Raw genomic sequence first — 16,346 nt, 5'->3', positions numbered from 1 at the left:
GATGCTGGTCGACCATTTCAGCAGATCGGGCTGGGTCGCGGAATTCGACGCCGGAACGGGCGCCATCGGCGGCCACCGCGAGGCCTCGGCCGGAGAGCGGACGTCCGGGAGGTACGAGGTGCTGGGCGACACGCCCGTGGTCCTCTACCGGGAAGCGGGGCACCTGGTGCTGCGGATCGGCGTCCACCGGGTCGAGTTCGAGAAGGCACGGATCCGGCACCGGATCGGTGAGCGGCACTGCAGTCTGCTGGTGAACGAGGTGACGGTCCGCTATCCGATTCCGGACGAGCTGTACGACCTCGCGGACGACCTGACCCCGTTCGTCGAGGCCGAGCACTTCGACTTCGGCCTGTTCCTGGCCGAAATCGCCCGGGACACCGACCGGGCTGCGCGCATCCTGCAGTAGCGGGAAGCCCGCCCTGTTCCCCCCGTCGGACCCATCGGCGGGGGGAACTGCTTTGCGGCGAACCGGTGACGGAAAGGCGCCGCGGCGGGCGGTCAGAGTGCGGCGGCCAGGCGGGTGCCCTGGTCGATGGCGCGCTTGGCGTCGAGTTCGGCGGCGAGGTCGGCGCCGCCGATGAGGTGGGGGGTGAGGCCGCGGTCGACGAGGGCGGTGTGGAGGTCGCGGCGGGGTTCCTGGCCGGTGCAGAGGACGACGGTGTCGACGGGGAGGAGCTGCTTCTCGCCGTCGACGGTGAGGTGCAGGCCGGCGTCGTCGATGAGGTCGTAGGTGGCGCCGGCGACCATGGTGACGCCGCGGTGCTTGAGTTCGGTGCGGTGGATCCAGCCGGTGGTCTTGCCGAGGCCGGCGCCGACCTTGCTGGTCTTGCGCTGGAGGAGGTGGACCTGGCGGGGCGCGGTGGGCCGGACGGGCGCGGCGAGGCCGCCGGGGCCGGTGTGGTCGGCGTCGACGCCCCACTGCTGGAAGAAGACGCCGGGGTTGCGGCTGGCCTGTTCGCCGGAGTCGGTGAGGTATTCGGCGACGTCGAAGCCGATGCCGCCGGCGCCGAGGATGGCGACGCTCCGGCCGACCGCCGCACCGTCGCGCAGGACGTCGAGGTAGCCGAGGACCTTGGGGTGGTCGATGCCGGGGATCTCGGGGGTGCGCGGGGTGACGCCGGTGGCGATGACGATCTCGTCCCAGTCGCCGTCGGCGAGGTCGTCGGCGGTGACGGCGGCGCCGAGGCGCAGTTCGACGCCGTGGGCGGCGAGCTGGTGGCGGTAGTAGCGGAGGGTCTCGTCGAACTCCTCCTTGCCGGGGACGAGGCGGGCGATGTTGAGCTGGCCGCCGATCCGGTCGGCGGCGTCGAAGAGGGTGACGGCGTGGCCGCGTTCGGCGGCGGTGACGGCGCAGGCGAGGCCGGCGGGGCCGGCGCCGACGACGGCGACCCGCTTGCGCAGCTGGGTGGGGCCGAGGACGAGTTCGGTCTCGTGGCAGGCGCGCGGGTTGACCAGGCAGGAGGTGATCTTGAGGCTGAAGGTGTGGTCGAGGCAGGCCTGGTTGCAGCCGATGCAGGTGTTGATGGCGTCGGGGGTGCCGGCGGCGGCCTTGTTGACGAAGGCGGGGTCGGCGAGCATCGGGCGGGCGAGCGAGACGAGGTCGGCGTTGCCGTCGGCGAGGAGCTGTTCGGCGATCTCGGGGGTGTTGATCCGGTTGCTGGTGACGAGGGGGACGGTGACGGCGCCCATCACCTTCTTGGTGAAGCGGGCGAAGGCGCCGCGCGGCACGGAGGTGGCGATGGTGGGGATGCGGGCCTCGTGCCAGCCGATGCCGGTGTTGATGATGGTGGCGCCGGCGGTCTCGATCTCCTTGGCGAGTTCGATGACCTCGGCGAGGGTGGAGCCGCCGGGGATGAGGTCGAGCATGGAGAGCCGGTAGATCAGGATGAAGTCGGGGCCGACGCGCTCGCGGACGCGGCGGACGATCTCGATCGGGAAGCGCATCCGGTTCTGGTAGGAGCCGCCCCAGCGGTCGGTGCGGTGGTTGGTGGGGGCGGCGATGAACTCGTTGATGAGGTAGCCCTCGGAGCCCATGATCTCGACGCCGTCGTAGCCGGCGAGCTTGGCGAGTTCGGCGCAGCGGGCGAAGTCCTCGACGGTCTGCTCGACCTGCTCGTCGGTGAGCTCGTTCGGCGGGAAGGGGCTGATCGGCGCCTGGAGGGGGCTGGGGGCGACCAGGCCGGGGTGGTAGGCGTACCGGCCGAAGTGCAGGATCTGCATGGCGATCTTGCCGCCTTCGGCGTGCACCGCGTCGGTGATCTGCCGGTGTTCGGCGGCTTCGTCCTCGGTGGTGAGCTTGGCGCCGCCGTCCCAGGGCCGGCCGGCCTCGTTGGGGGCGATGCCGCCGGTGACGATGAGGCCGACGCCGCCGCGGGCGCGCTCGGCGTAGAAGGCGGCCATCCGCTCGAAGCCGTCGGGCGCCTCTTCGAGGCCGACGTGCATGGAGCCCATGATCACGCGGTTGGGCAGGGTGGTGAAGCCCAGGTCGAGCGGGCTCAGCAGGTGGGGGTACGCACTCATTCCGGGGCCTCCGTCGCGGGTTGTTACCCAACGGTAGGGCCGGACGCCCCGGCATTGCAACTAGTTGCATAGTGGGGTGCGCGACCGCGACGAGGGTGCGGGACCGGGCCGAGATCCACTCGAAGGGGCCACCCCGTCGGCGTGTCCCGCCGCGGCGGCCGCCGGGTGCGCTGTGCTGGTCGCCAATAGCGTCGCCAACAACGATCCCCCCTGTCTGCCGGAGGCCCCCATGTCCACCACCGCCGTGTTCACCGTCGACGGGATGAGCTGCGGCCACTGCGAGCGGACGGTCAGTGCCGGCCTGCTCACCGTCCCCGGCGTCACCGAGGTGACCGCCGACGCCAAGTCCGGCCGGGTGACCGTCGCCTCCGAGCTGGAGCTGGACGAGACGGCCGTGCGCACCGCGGTCGGCGAGGCGGGCTTCGCGCTGACCGGCCGCATCTGACCCGAGGACCCCGCGCGCCACCCCGCCCGTCACGCGGCCCGCCACCCCGCCCGTCGCCCCTCCCCGGTGGCGCGGCACCTGCCGGACGGAGGAGTCCACGCAGGTCGGCGCCGGTTCTGACGGCCCGTCAGATGGCGTAATGGTGTGGCAACCACCCGCCCCCCGGGTCGGCCCTAGGGTTCTGACGAACCGCAGGCCGTACCCGGGGAGCACCACGATGACCAGCGAGAACCTCGCACCGCGCACGTCCCGGCGGCTGCGGGCCGACCGGGCCCGGCAGGTCGCGGACGTGCTGCGCCGGCAGGTGCTCCAGGACGCCTTCGGCGCCGGGCCGCTGCCGCACGAGGACGTGCTGGCCGCCGAGTTCGACGCCTCCCGCAACACCGTCCGCGAGGCGCTGGACCTGCTGCGGGACGAGGGCCTGGTCCGCCGGGTGCCCGGCTCGGGCACGCTGGTGGTCGCGGAGAAGGTCCCGCACGGGCTGAACCGCCTGGAGGGCCTGGCCGAGACCCTGCACGAGCACGGCCGGGTCAGCAACGAGGTCCGGGCCTTCGGGCCGGTCCGCGCCCCGGGCCCGGTGGCCCGCCGCCTCGGCCTGCCGGACGGCGCCGAGGTGATCTACCTGGAGCGGCTGCGCCGCCTGAACGGCCTGCCGCTCTCCCTCGACCTGACCTACCTGGCGCCCGACATCGGCGCCGCCCTCGACCCGGCCGACCTCACCGACCGCGACGTCTTCCGGCTGATCGAGGAGGCCGCGGGCATCCCGCTCGGCTCCGCCGAGATCACCCTGGAGGCGGTCAACGCCGACGCGCACTCCGCCACCGTGCTGGAGGTCCCGCGCGGCGGCGCGCTCCTGATGCTGGAGCGGCTCACCACGCTGGCCGACGGCCGCCCGGTCGACCTGGAGTACGTCCGTTTCCGCGGCGACCGGCTCGCCATGCGCGGCCGGCTGCTGCGCGACCTTCCCTGAGAGGACCCCCCGTGGCGCTCGCCGACCACCGCTCCGACGTGCCCGTGACCATCGACGCCTCGCTGTGCATCGACGGCTGCACGCTGTGCGTCGAGATGTGCCCGCTCGACTCGCTGGCCATCGACCCGGACAGCAACAAGGCCTACATGCACGTGGACGAGTGCTGGTACTGCGGCCCGTGCGCCGCCCGCTGCCCCACCGGCGCGGTCACCGTCAATATGCCCTACCTGCTTCGCTGAGGAGTCACCCCGTGATACCCACCGTCCGTCCGCTGAGACCGCTGCTCGCCGCCGCCCTGCTGGCCGGCGCCACCGCCTGCTCCGCCTCCTCGGCCGCCTCCGGCTCCACCGTCGAGGTGGTGGTCGGCTACCAGTCCAAGACCATCAACACCGTCACCGCCGGCACCCTGCTGCGCGCCCGGGGCTACCTGGAGCAGCGCCTGGCCGAGGCCGGGAAGCAGAGCGGCAAGACCTACAAGGTCACCTGGCAGGACTACGACTCGGGCGCGCCGATCACCGCCCAGATGCTCGCCGACAAGATCGACATCGGCTCGATGGGCGACTACCCGCTGCTGATCAACGGCTCCCGCGCGCAGGAGGCCGGCGGTCCCGGCACCCGGCTGGTCTCGATCACCGGCTACAACCTGCTCGGCGCGCTCAACAGCGTGGTGGTGCCGACCGGCTCGCCCGCGCACACCCTGGCCGACCTGAAGGGCAAGCGGGTCTCCACCTCGGTCGGCTCGGCCGCCGACGGCACGCTCGTCCAGGCGCTGCGCCGACTCGGGGTGAAGGACGAGGAGATCCAGAAGCAGAACCAGCAGCCCGCCGTCGGCGCCTCCGCGCTGAAGGCCGGCGGCGTGGACGCGCTGGCCCAGTTCGTCGCCTGGCCCGGCGCGGTGGTCTTCGCCGGCGACGGCCGGCTGCTGTACGACGGCGCGGCCCTCGGCCGGCCGACCCTGCACGGCGTGGTGATCCGGCAGAAGTACGGCGCCGAGCACCCGGAGGTGGTGCAGGCCTTCCTGCGGGCGCAGGACGACGCCACCCGCTACCTCAACGAGAAGCCGCTGCCCGCCGCCGCCCAGGTCGCCGAGGCGACCGGCCTGCCGGCCGAGGTGGTGTACCTGTACAACGGGCCGAACGGCATCGCGACCTTCGCCACCCCGCTGCGCCCCGAGCTGCTGGAGGCGCTGCGCCAGGACGTGCCGTTCCTGAAGTCGGTGGGCGTGCTCAAGGCGCTGGACGTGGAGCGCTTCCTCGACCCGTCCTACCTGGCGAAGGCCGCCCTGCCGGAGGTCCCGGCCGCCCGGATCACCGGTACCGACGCGGTCTGCGGCAAGCCGGTGGAGGACCCGAAGCTCGCCGGTGAACTCTGGTACCAGGGCGAGGAGTCCACCCGCCCGGCGGCCGACCCGGTCTGCCTGCTGCGCGCGGTGAAGGCCGGCGGCGGCAAGCTCCGCGCCGCGTACGTGCCGGACGCCGCGACCGGCACCCGCTGGTTCGCCGACCAGGACCACTGGGTGCGCGACGGCGCGAAGCTGCTGCCCTTCACCACCGAGGACGGCGCCGCCGCCTACCTCGCCGTCCACCCGGGCACCGAGAAGCTGACCTACCAGCAGGCGCTGGCGGCGGCATGAGCACCACCCTGGAGCGGACCGCCGCCCGGGCCGCCGCGCGCCCGGGCGGGGCACGCGGCCCCCGCCGGTACCCGCGGCGGCTGGTCCGCGCCCTGGCGCTGCTCGGCTTCGTCGGCCTGTGGCAGCTGCTGACCGCCGCCGACGTGCAGGCCTGGGTGCGCTTCGACCACCTGCCGACCGCCGTCGAGGTCGCCCGCGCCTTCGCGGCGCGGGTCGGCACCGCGCCGTACTGGCAGGACCTGGCGGAGAGCCTGCGCCGGATCGGCCTCGGCTTCGCGCTGGCGGCCGTCCTCGGCGTCGCCGCCGGGGTGCTGACCGCCCGCTCCCGGGTGGCGGCCGACCTGCTCGGGCCGGTGCTGGAGACGGTCCGGCCGATCCCGGCGATCGCCCTCGTCCCGGTGGCGATCATGCTGTTCCCGGAGAACGAGCAGGGCATCGTCTTCATCACCTTCGCCGCGGCGTTCTTCCCGGTCGCGGTCGCCACCCGGCACGCGGTGCGGGCGGTGCCGCCGCGCTGGGAGGAGGCGGTGCGCACGCTGGGCGGAGGCCGCCTGCGGGTGCTCTTCGGGGTGCTGCTGCCCGGCGCCCTGCCGGGGGTGGTGGGCGGCCTGTCGGTCGGCATCGGGGTGTCCTGGATCTGCGTGATCTCCGCCGAGATGGTCTCCGGCCAGTTCGGCGTCGGCTACCGCACCTGGCAGGCGTACACCGTGCTCGACTACCCGGGGGTGTTCGTCGGCATGGCCACCATCGGCGTGCTCGGCAAGCTCACCTCCGGCGCCGTGGAACTGCTCGGCCGCCGGCTCACCCGCTGGCTGCCGCCGCGCCTGGAGGGACCCTGATGCTGCGACTCACCGCCCGCGACCTGACGCTCGACCACGGCGGGCTCCCGGTGATCGGCGGCCTGGACCTGGACGTCGCCCCCGGCGAGCTGCTCGCCGTGGTCGGCCCCTCCGGCTGCGGCAAGTCCACCCTGCTGCGCGCGCTGGCCGGGCTGCACCCGGCGGCCGGCGGCGAACTCCTCGCCGACGGGCGGCCGGTGACCGGGCCCTCGGCCGACCGGACGCTGGTCTTCCAGGACGACGGCCTGCTCCCCTGGCGCTCCGTACGCCGCAACGTCGAACTGCCGCTGGCCATCGGGCGCACCCCGCGCCGCGCCCGCGAGCTGCCGGTCCGCCGGTGGCTGGAGCGGGTGGGCCTGGCCCCGCACGCCGACCGCCTGCCGCGCGAGCTCTCCGGCGGCCAGCGCCAACGCGTCCAGCTGGCCCGGGCGCTGGTCGGCACCCCGCGCGCCGTCCTGCTGGACGAGCCGTTCGGCGCCCTCGACGCGCACACCCGCACCGCGATGCAGCAGCTGCTGCTGGAGGTGCGCCGCGCGCAGCCGTTCACCGCGGTCTTCGTCACCCACGACGTCGACGAGGCGCTGCTGCTCGGCGACCGGGTGGCCGTCCTCGGCGGCGGCACGCTCACCGCCGTGCACCAGGTGCCCGCCACCCCCGGGCCCGCGCTGCGCGACCTGATCCTGTCCCAACTCGTCTGAAAGCAGCCACTGATGGAGATACCCGACCTCGCCGACACCCGCCGCCTCAGCTGCGACGTGCTGGTGATCGGCGGCGGCACCGCCGGTTCGATGGCCGCGATCACCGCCGCCGAGGCCGGGGCGGACGTCCTGCTGCTGGAGAAGGCGCACGTCCGGCACTCCGGTGCCCTCGCCATGGGCATGGACGGCGTCAACAACGCGGTCGTCCCCGGCCGCGCCGAACCCGACGACTACGTCGCCGAGATCACCCGCGCCAACGACGGCATCGTCGACCAGCGCACCGTCCGGCAGACCGCCACCCGGGGCTTCGCCATGGTCCAGCGGCTGGAGGGCTACGGCGTCCGCTTCGAGAAGGACGAGCACGGCGAGTACCGGGTCCGCCAGGTGCACCGCTCCGGCTCGTACGTGCTGCCGATGCCCGAGGGCAAGGACGTCAAGAAGGTGCTCTACCGGGTACTGCGCCGCCGTGAGCTGCGCGAGCGGATCCGGATCGAGAACCGGGTGATGCCCGTCCGGGTCCTCACCAGCGGCGGCCGGGCCGTCGGCGCGGCCGGATTCGACACCCGCAGCGGCGAGTTCGTCACCGTCCGGGCCGGCGCGGTGATCCTCGCCACCGGCCCCTGCGGGCGGCTAGGCCTGCCCGCCAGCGGCTACCTGTACGGCACCTACGAGAACCCGACCAACGCCGGCGACGGCTACGCGATGGCCTACCACGCGGGCGCCGAGCTCAGCGGCCTGGAGTGCTTCCAGATCAACCCGCTGATCAAGGACTACAACGGGCCGGCCTGCGCCTACGTCGCCAACCCGTTCGGCGGCTACCAGGTCAACCGGCACGGCGAACGCTTCGTCGACTCCGACTACTGGTCCGGACAGATGATGGCCGAGTTCGCCACCGAACTCGCCTCCGACCGCGGGCCGGTGTACCTGCGCACCACCCACCTGCCCGAGGAGACGATCCAGGCGCTCGAGTCGATCCTGCACACCACCGAGCGGCCCAGCCGCGGCACCTTCCACGCCGGGCGCGGGCACGACTACCGCACCCACGACGTGGAGATGCACATCTCCGAGATCGGCCTGTGCGGCGGCCACTCCGCCAGCGGCGTCTGGGTCGACGAGAACGCCGCCACCACCGTGCCCGGCCTGTACGCCGCCGGCGACCTCGCCTGCGTCCCGCACAACTACATGATCGGCGCGTTCGTCTTCGGCGACCTCGCCGCCACCCACGCTGTCGGACAACTCCCGTCCGAGCAAGCCGAGTTGCCCGAGGACCAGGTCCGCGCCGCGCACGAGCTGGTCTACCGGCCGCTGCGCAACCCCGACGGGCCGCCGCAGCCCCAGGTCGAGTACAAGCTGCGCCGCTTCGTCAACGACTACGTCGCCCCGCCCAAGACCGGCTCCCGGCTCTCCGTCGCCCTCGACCACTTCGAGCGGATGCGCGGCGAGATCGCCGCGATGGGCGCCCGCACCCCGCACGAGCTGATGCGCGCCGTCGAGGTCGACTTCATCCGCGACTGCGCCGAACTCGCCACCCGCTCCTCGCTCGCCCGCGACGAGAGCCGCTGGGGCTTCTACCACGAACGTGTCGACCACCCCGCCCGCGACGACGCCCGCTGGTTCCGCCATCTCAACGTCCGCCGCGGCACCGACGGCGGCATGGAGTTCCTCACCCGGCCGGTCGCGCCCTACCTGGTGCCGGTCGACGGCCTGGAACCGCCCGGCGGCGACGTGGTCCTGCTCGGCCAGGTCCACGCCCTGCCCGTCGGCCGCACCGGCGCCGCCGCACCCACCGCCACCGGCGCCGCCCCCACCGCCGCACCCGGCTCGCCGCGCCTGCTCGACCTGCTCCGCCTCGCCGAAGCCCGGCCCGGTCTCGCCGACCTGATCCCCTACCTCCACGACCCGGCGGCCGACGTCCGCCAGACCGCCGTCACCGTCCTCACCGAGACCGCCCCCGACGGCGCCGGCACCGCCCTCGCCGCCGCCCTCGCCGACCCCGACCCGGGCGTGCGCACCGCCGCCGTCGCCGGACTGCGCGAACTAGCCGACGTCCTCGACCCCTCGCTCGGCGAGGCGCTGCGCACCGCCGCGTACTCCACCGACGAGACCGTCCGCGCCGGCGCCCTGGAACTCTCCCGCTCCCTGCGCACCGGCGACCTCGCCCTCTACCGCGCCGCGCTCGCCGACCCCGCCGTCCCCGTCCGCCTCCAGGCCGTCCGCGGACTGGTCGCCCTCGACGCCTCCGGCGCGCTCGCCGACGCCGCCGCCGACCCCGCCCGCGAGATCCGCGTCGCCGCCGGCGAAGGCCTCGGCACCGTCGGCAAGGCCACCGCCCCGGTCGAGGCCGCCCTGCTGGCCCTCGCCGCGGACGCCGACCCGCTGGTCCGCGCCGCCGCCTTCGAAGGCGCCGCCGGCATCGGCACCCCGGACACCCTCGCCGCGCTCGCCCTCCGCCCCGACGACGCCTGGCAGGTCCGCCGCTCCGCCGCCACCGCACTCGGCGCCGCCGGCCGGACCGACCCGCTCCTCGCCCGCCTCGACGACCCCCACCCCGACGTCCGCCGCGCCGCCGTCCGCGCCCTCACCCCCTGGGCCGGCCCCGGACCCGTCGAGACCGCCCTGCGCGAACGCCTCGCCGACTCCGACGCCGACGTCCGCGCCTACGCCCGCCTCGCCCTCAAGCCCCGCGCGACCCTCTGACCACGCACCGAGCCGCCGGCCCGCGACGGGTCGGCGGCTCGGCCGTCCTCGGACGTCAGGGCTGCCAGGTGCCCAGCGCGCGGGCCAGCTCCTCGTGCTGCTCGCGGCTGATGCCCCGGGCGAGGCGGATGCCGGTGCGCGGGCTGCCCGGGTCGTCGCAGAGCAGGATGCCGGGGTACGCCTCCTCGCCGCCGCTGAGCGGCGAGGAGCCCGGCAGCGACCAGCGCGCCGGATCCCACAGCGGGTGGTCGACCAGCAGCCGCTCCGCCAGCCGCGGCGCCTCCCCGGCCGGGACGCCGACCCGTACCAGCGCCGCGGCGACCACCGCCGCGGCCTCCTCCTCGGGCAGGTTCTCGTCCCCGAGGGCGGGCAGCAGGAGCAGCAGCCGCGCGGCCGGGTCGTGGACGCCGGGCGCGGCGAGGTCCGGGGTGTCCGCGATGTGCGTCAGTTCCCGCCAGGCGAGCCCGGGGCCGGCCTGGTGCCCGTCCAGAGTGGCGAGGTAGCCGTGCCGGCCCCACCCGGGGTGGCTGACGAAGTACTCCGTCCCCTCGTCCTCGGGGAAGTTGCGGCCCACCACCACCGCGGTGTGCCCGCCGCCGAACGGGATCCGGAAGACCGGCCAGCGCTCCTCGTCCGTCAGCGCGCGGTACGCCGCGTCGGTGTCGGCCGCGTCCACCCCGAACCACTCCGGGGCCGGATCCCCGCCGTCCTCCGTCTCGCACAGCCACAGCAGGTGGGCCGCCCAGAACCCGGGCAGGGCGAGCAGTTCCTCCCCGGGCACCAGCGGGTGTTCGTCGTATCCGTCGATCAGCACGCGGCCCAGCCTACGAAGACGCCCTGCCCCGGCCGTCGGCCGGGGCAGGGCGGGGGTCGTCCGTGGGTCATTCGAAGGCGGCGGCGGCCTCCTGGAGGGCGCGGACGACGGTCTCCGGGTCGTACGGCGCGGGCGGGCCCGGGAGGTAGGTGACGGAGCGCAGGGCGCCGGTGTAGCGGAAGGTGCCGTGGCGTTCGTACAGCGGCCAGGAGACCGGGGACTTGCGGTCGATGCCGACGCTGATGCCCTGGAAGGGGGCCATGCCGATCAGCTGGTGGACCGGGCCGAGGCGGCCGGTCTCCGTGCCGTCGACGAGCAGGCGGAACTCCCACGTGAGGTCGGCGACGGCGCTCGCCTCCAGGGTGACGGTGTGCGCGCCGGGGGTGAGCGGGCCGCCGTCGGCCTCGTGGAGGACGCCGTACTCGTTGTAGGCGAGGCGCAGCCGGCCGTCCTCGACATAGACGCTGTACCCGCCGCCCTGGTCGCCGTGCGAGACCAGGACGCCGGCGTCGTCCGCGCCGTGGGCGGTGAGGTCGGCGACCACGTCGAAGGAGCGGAAGGAGATGAGGCGTGAGGAGCGGTAGCGCTCGAGTTCGGGGGTGCCGGCGAGCAGGGTGAGGGGTCGTCGCAGGCGTTCGCTCTCGGCGGGGTCGCGCAGGGCGAGGGCGCCGCTGCCGTCGGCGAGCGGGAAGACGCCGTTGCGCCAGGCGGCGTCCTCCCAGGCGTCGGAGAGCTCCTTGACGATCTCGGGGTGGTCGGCGGCGACGTCGTCGATCTCGGTGGGGTCGGTGCGCAGGTCGTGGAGCGCCCATTCGCCGTCGTCGTACGGGGTGCCGGGGCGGTGCAGGGTGACGAGCTTCCAGCCTTCGCGGTAGTAGCTGCGGTTGCCGGTCATCTCGCAGTACTGCTCGCCGTGGGTGCTGTCGGCGTCGGCGGAGCGCAGGACGGGGGCGAAGCTGGTGCCGTCGAGTTCCTCGACGCCGTCGGGCCGCCGGACGCCGGCGAGTTCGAGCAGGGTGGGCAGGATGTCGGTGACGTACTGGTACTGCTGCCGGACGCCGCTGTCGCCCTGGGCGCGCGGGAGTCCGGCGGGCCAGGAGAGGACGAACGGCACCCGGACGCCGCCCGCGTACGTCTGGCCCTTGTAGAGCCGGAACGGGGTGTTGGAGGCCATGCCCCAGCCGCGCGGGTAGTGGACCAGGCTCTGCGGGCCGCCGATCAGCTCGATCTCCCGCTCCACGTCGGGGTTCCAGTCCTCGGGCAGGCCGGGGTGGTGGACGAAGCGGCTGAAGTAGCTGCGGGTGCCTTCGGGTCCGCCCTCGCCGGTGCCGCCGTTGTCGGAGGTGAACAGGACGACGGTGTTGTCGAGTTCGCCGAGTGCGTCGAGGGTGTCGAGGAGGCGGCCGAGGTTCCGGTCGACGTTGTCGACCATGGCGGCGTAGACCTCCATGTACCGTGCGTAGAGCTTGCGTTGGGCGTCGGTGAGCTCGTCCCACGGCCCGACCTCGTGCCCGCTCTCGTGGTTGCGCCCGGGCAGCCGGGTGCCGGGCGGGAAGTGGCCGGCGGCGAGTTGGCGGGCGAAGCGCTCGCGGCGCAGTTCGTCCCAGCCGTCGTCGTAGCGGCCGCGGTGCCGGGCGAGGTCCTCGGGTTTGGCCTGGAGCGGGCCGTGGACGGCGTTGTGGGCGAGGTAGAGGAAGAACGGCTTGTCGGCGTCGTGGGCGCGCAGCGCCTTGATCGAGGAGATCGCCTGGTCGGTGATGTCGTCGGTGTAGTAGTAGCCGTCGGGGAACTCGTCGATGTCGAGCGGGGTGTTGTCGCGGACGAGCTGGTGCGGGTGGAAGAGGCTGGTGAGGCCCTCGAGTACGCCGTAGTACTGGTCGAAGCCCTTCTGCAGCGGCCAGTTGGACCGGTCGTCGGCCGCGTTGGAGGCGGAGTCGCGGGTCAGGTGCCACTTGCCGACGGCGTAGGTGGCGTACCCGGCGCCGCGCAGCGTCTCGGCCAGGGTCGGGATGCTCGGCGCGATCTCCATGCCGTAGCCGGGGAAGCCGGGGTCGGCGTTGGCGACGAAGGAGTAGCCGACGCGGTGCGGGTTGAGGCCGGTGAGCAGGGCGGCGCGGGCCGGTGAGCAGAGCGGCATGGTGTGGTAGTTGGCGAGGCGTACGCCGTCGGCGGCGAGCCGGTCGAGCGTCGGGGTGGGGATCTCGGAGCCGAACGGGCCGATGTCGCTGTAGCCGAGGTCGTCGACCAGGACGACCACGATGTTGGGTGCGCCCTCGCGCGGGCGGGTCCGGTCCGGCCAGGCGGGGACGGACTCCCGGAAGGTCCGGCCGACGGTGCCGGGGAATCCCTCGTACGGGTCGCGGCGGGTGGTGCTCATGCGCTGCTCCTGGTGGTGACGGTGAGGCGGGGTGCCGCGGCGAGGAGTTCGGCGGTGTAGGGGTGCTGCGGGTCGGTGACGACCCGGTCGGCGGGGCCGGTCTCGACGATCCGGCCGCGGTGCATGACGGCAATCCGGTGGCTGACCTGCCGGACGACGGCGAGGTCGTGGGCGATGAACAGGACGGCGAGGCCGAGTTCGCGCTGCAGCCGGGCCAGCAGTTCGATCACCCGGGCCTGGACGGAGACGTCGAGCGAGGCGACCGGTTCGTCGCAGACCAGCACCCGGGGTTCGGGGGCGAGGGCCCGGGCGATGGCGATCCGCTGCCGCTGGCCGCCGGAGAAGGCGCGCGGGTGGCGGTCGGCCATCTCCGGTTCCAGGCCGACCTGCTGGAGCAGCCGGGCGACGCGTTCGGCCCGGTCGGGCAGCCGGTGGGCGATCAGCGGTTCGGCGATGCTCCGGCCGACGGTGAGGCGCGGGTTGAGCGAGGCGTACGGGTCCTGGAAGACGAACTGGATCTCCCGCCGGTCGCCGGCCGCCAAGGGCCTGCCCCGGTACCGGATCTCGCCGGCGGTGGGCCGGTGCGCCTGGACCAGGGCGCGGGCCAGGGTGGACTTCCCCGACCCCGACTCGCCGACCAGGCCGAGCGTCTCCCCGGGGTGCAGCTCCAGGTCGACGCCCGCCAGTGCCTCGTGCTTGTGCCGGCCGCGCCCGTACGTCTTGCCCAACTGCCGGACGGTCAGCAACGGTTCGCTCCCGGGCGTGCTGTTCGCTTCGGCCGCCGAGGGGGTCTCCAGGCGCGGTACGGCGGCCAGCAGCTCCCGGGTGTAGGGGTGCTCGGGGCGCTCCAGGACGTCCTCGGTGGCGCCCTCCTCGACCACCTGGCCGTGGCGCATCACCAGCACCCGCCGGCAGGTGCGGGCGATCACCGCCAGGTCGTGGCTGATGACGACCAGCGCGGTGCCGGTGCGGCGGTTGATCTCGCCCAGCAGGTCCAGGATCTGCCGCTGGACGGTCGGGTCGAGGGCGGTGGTCGGCTCGTCGGCGACCAGCACCTCGGGGTCGTTGGCCAGGGCGAGCGCGATCATGATGCGCTGGCGCTGGCCGCCGGAGAACTGGTGCGGGTGGTCGCCCAGGCGCCGGGCGGCGTCCGGGATGCCGACCAGGTCGAGCAGTTCGCGGGCCCGCTCGGCCCGCTGCGTGCGGCCCGCGCCGCCGTGGGCGCGCAGCGCCTCGTCGAGGTGGCGGCCGACGGTGAGGGCCGGGTTGAGCGAGGACATCGGGTCCTGGAAGACCATGGCGATCCGCCGGCCGCGGATGCCGGTGAGCTCCCGTTCGGTGAGCCCGGCCAGGTCGCGGCCGTCGAGCAGCACCTGTCCGCCGGTGACGGCGCCGCCGGCGGGCAGCATCCGCAGCAGCGCGAAGGCGGTGGTGGACTTCCCGGAGCCGGATTCGCCGACCAGGCCGAGGGTGTCGCCGGGGGCGAGCGTGAAGCTGACCCCGGAGACCGCTTCGGTGGCGCCGAAGCCCACCCGCAGGTCGCGGACGTCGAGGATGGCGGTCATCGGCGGATCCCCCTGTTCAGGGCCTCGGCGATCAGGGTGAAGCCGAGCACCAGCGCGGTCACCACGAGCAGCGGGGCGGCGGCGAAGGCGGGGTGGGTGGCCAGGTAGGCCATGGACTGGCTGAGGATGCCGCCGAGCGAGGGCTCGGGCGGGCGGATGCCGACGCCGAGGAAGCTCATGGCGCCCTCGATGAAGACGGCGAGGGAGAGCGAGACGGCGGCCTGGACGACCAGCGGGTCGACGGCGTTCGGCAGGACGTGGCGCAGCAGGACGCGGGTGCGGCTCGCGCCGCCGATCCGGGCGGCGAGGGCGTAGTCGCGTTCCCGCTGGGCGGCGATCCCGGCCCGCAACTGCCGTCCGAAGCCGGGGATCTCGGCGAGCGTGATGACCACGATCACCGGCCAGCGGCCGGGGCCGAGGGCGGCGGTGACGGCGATGGCGAGGATCAGTCCGGGGAAGGCGAGCACCAGGTCGAACCAGCGCTGCACGGCGAGGTCGGCCCAGCGGGAGGTGGCGGCGAGCAGGGCCAGCGCGACGCCGAGGGCGGCGCCGAGCGGGACGGCGGTCAGGGTGATGGAGAGCGAGGTACCGATGCCGTGCAGGACGCGGCTGAGCAGGTCGCGGCCGAGGTCGTCGGTGCCGAGCGGGTGCGCGGCGCTGGGTGCGGCGAGGGCGTCGGGGCCCTGCGCGGTCGGGTCGGTTCCGGTGAGCAGCGGGGTGAGCAGCCAGGCGAGCAGGACGGCGCCGACCAGGGCGAGGCCGGCGAGTCCGCGCGGGGTGAGCAGTCCGGCGAGGTAGCGGTTGCGCTGCCGAACTGGGCTGGAAGGGAAGGCAGTTGTGGTCATCGGCGGCTACTCCCACCTGATCCGGGGATCCAGCCAGGCGTGCACCAGGTCGGTGAGCAGCTGGACCGCGACGTAGACGGCGACGAGCAGCAGGAGCAGGTCCTGGACCACGGGGTAGTCGCGGCGCAGGACGCCCTGTTCGGCGAGTTGGCCGAGCCCGGGCCAGGCGAAGATGGCTTCCACCAGGACGGCGCCGCCGAGGAGTTGGCCGATCAGCAGGCCGAGGACGGTGACCGCGGGCGGCAGGGCGTTGGGCAGGACGTGGCGGCGCAGGATGCGGCGGCGCGGGACGCCGAGCGCGGTCGCGGTGCGGACCCAGTCCTCGCCGAGGGCCTGGTCGACGCTGTCGCGCAGGTAGCGCGCGAGGACGGCGGCGCTGGGCAGGGCGAGGCAGAGGGCGGGGAGCAGCAGGTACTGGAGGCCGATGTCGGGCTGGTCGAGGACGGACTGGTGGCCGCCGGCGGGCAGCAGCCGCAGGCCGACCGCGAAGACCAGCACCAGGACCAGGCCGGTGACGTACGGCGGCACGGCGAGCAGCAGGGAGGTGAGCAGGCGCAGCAGCGCTCCGGCGCGGATGCCGGTGCCGGCCAGGCCGAGCGGGACGCCGAGGGCGACGACCAGCAGCAGGGCGCCGAGGGTGAGTTCGACGGTGGCGCCGAGGCCGTTGCCGATCAGGTCGGTGACCGGGCCGCCGATGGCGTAGCTGGGGCCGAGGTCTCCGGTGAGCAGGTCGGTGAGCCAGCCGAGGTACTGGGCGGGCAGCGGCTGGTCGAGCCCGAGCCGGGCCCGGACGGCGGCGACCGCCTCGGGCCCGGCGTCGGGTCCGGCCAGGGTGGTGGCCGGGTCGCCGGGGATCAGCCGCAGGATCAGGAAGATCGCGAAGGAGGCGAGCAGCAGGACCAGCAGGGCGGAGGGCAGGCGGCGGGTGAGGAGTGATCTCATC

14 protein-coding genes are annotated in these 16,346 nt (G+C 74.3%); 8 read left to right on the top strand and 6 right to left on the bottom strand.

Annotation, left to right across the window (positions count from 1 at the left end; genetic code table 11):
- Position 1: 1 nt before the first annotated feature.
- The gene (locus ACGFX4_RS10135) at positions 2–406 is read left to right on the top strand and encodes a hypothetical protein (protein ID WP_393071536.1); all 405 of its coding nucleotides are present in this window, start codon (positions 2–4) and stop codon (positions 404–406) included.
- A 92-nt stretch (positions 407–498) separates the two neighbouring features.
- Here the strand turns inward: ACGFX4_RS10135 and ACGFX4_RS10130 are convergent, their stop codons facing one another.
- The gene (locus tag ACGFX4_RS10130) at positions 499–2,520 is read right to left on the bottom strand and encodes an FAD-dependent oxidoreductase (protein ID WP_393071535.1); all 2,022 of its coding nucleotides are present in this window, start codon (positions 2,518–2,520) and stop codon (positions 499–501) included.
- Positions 2,521–2,749: 229 nt separating this feature from the next.
- Between ACGFX4_RS10130 and ACGFX4_RS10125 the strand changes: the two genes are divergently transcribed.
- The 7 genes from ACGFX4_RS10125 to ACGFX4_RS10095 all read left to right on the top strand — a co-directional run bounded on the left by ACGFX4_RS10125 (position 2,750) and on the right by ACGFX4_RS10095 (position 9,802).
- Positions 2,750–2,965 (top strand): heavy-metal-associated domain-containing protein, encoded by a 216-nt coding sequence (locus ACGFX4_RS10125; protein ID WP_393071534.1) that lies wholly within the window; start codon positions 2,750–2,752, stop codon positions 2,963–2,965.
- 217 nt (positions 2,966–3,182) lie between these two features.
- Positions 3,183–3,935: a GntR family transcriptional regulator gene (locus ACGFX4_RS10120; protein WP_393071533.1), complete on the top strand. Its 753-nt coding sequence runs from the start codon at positions 3,183–3,185 to the stop codon at positions 3,933–3,935.
- 11 nt (positions 3,936–3,946) lie between these two features.
- Positions 3,947–4,174, top strand: coding sequence for a ferredoxin family protein (locus ACGFX4_RS10115; RefSeq protein WP_209413139.1), 228 nt, complete (start codon positions 3,947–3,949; stop codon positions 4,172–4,174).
- Between the two features lie 11 nt (positions 4,175–4,185).
- Positions 4,186–5,568, top strand: coding sequence for an ABC transporter substrate-binding protein (locus ACGFX4_RS10110; protein ID WP_393071532.1), 1,383 nt, complete (start codon positions 4,186–4,188; stop codon positions 5,566–5,568).
- A complete protein-coding gene (locus ACGFX4_RS10105) occupies positions 5,565–6,407 on the top strand; it encodes an ABC transporter permease (protein WP_393071531.1) in 843 nt (280 codons plus the stop codon). The genes ACGFX4_RS10110 and ACGFX4_RS10105 overlap by 4 nt, the downstream gene beginning before the upstream one ends.
- Complete coding sequence (locus ACGFX4_RS10100; RefSeq protein ID WP_393071530.1) at positions 6,407–7,105, top strand: ABC transporter ATP-binding protein; 699 nt, start codon at positions 6,407–6,409, stop codon at positions 7,103–7,105. Before ACGFX4_RS10105 ends, ACGFX4_RS10100 begins: the two co-directional genes overlap by 1 nt.
- A 12-nt stretch (positions 7,106–7,117) precedes the next feature.
- Positions 7,118–9,802, top strand: a complete 2,685-nt coding sequence (locus ACGFX4_RS10095) for a fumarate reductase/succinate dehydrogenase flavoprotein subunit (protein WP_393071529.1) — start codon at positions 7,118–7,120, stop codon at positions 9,800–9,802.
- A 55-nt stretch (positions 9,803–9,857) separates the two neighbouring features.
- On the opposite strand, the gene ACGFX4_RS10090 is transcribed toward ACGFX4_RS10095, so the two are convergent.
- From ACGFX4_RS10090 to ACGFX4_RS10070, 5 genes are all read right to left on the bottom strand, one after another.
- Positions 9,858–10,616, bottom strand: a complete 759-nt coding sequence (locus ACGFX4_RS10090; RefSeq protein WP_393071528.1) for a hypothetical protein — start codon at positions 10,614–10,616, stop codon at positions 9,858–9,860.
- 67 nt (positions 10,617–10,683) lie between these two features.
- The gene (locus ACGFX4_RS10085) at positions 10,684–12,993 is read right to left on the bottom strand and encodes an arylsulfatase (protein ID WP_393071527.1); all 2,310 of its coding nucleotides are present in this window, start codon (positions 12,991–12,993) and stop codon (positions 10,684–10,686) included.
- Entirely contained in the window at positions 12,990–14,558 is a 1,569-nt protein-coding gene (locus ACGFX4_RS10080; RefSeq protein ID WP_393071526.1) for an ABC transporter ATP-binding protein, read from the bottom strand. The genes ACGFX4_RS10085 and ACGFX4_RS10080 overlap by 4 nt, the downstream gene beginning before the upstream one ends.
- Entirely contained in the window at positions 14,555–15,403 is an 849-nt protein-coding gene (locus tag ACGFX4_RS10075) for an ABC transporter permease (RefSeq protein WP_393071525.1), read from the bottom strand. The genes ACGFX4_RS10080 and ACGFX4_RS10075 overlap by 4 nt, the downstream gene beginning before the upstream one ends.
- A 6-nt stretch (positions 15,404–15,409) precedes the next feature.
- Positions 15,410–16,345 (bottom strand): ABC transporter permease, encoded by a 936-nt coding sequence (locus tag ACGFX4_RS10070; protein ID WP_393071524.1) that lies wholly within the window; start codon positions 16,343–16,345, stop codon positions 15,410–15,412.
- Position 16,346: the final 1 nt, after the last annotated feature.

The sequence above is a fragment of the Kitasatospora sp. NPDC048365 genome (genome assembly GCF_043200835.1).
Classification (GTDB): domain Bacteria; phylum Actinomycetota; class Actinomycetes; order Streptomycetales; family Streptomycetaceae; genus Kitasatospora; species Kitasatospora terrestris.
The sequence above is the reverse complement of the archived record's forward strand: the minus strand, read 5'-3'. Positions and strand labels throughout refer to the sequence as shown.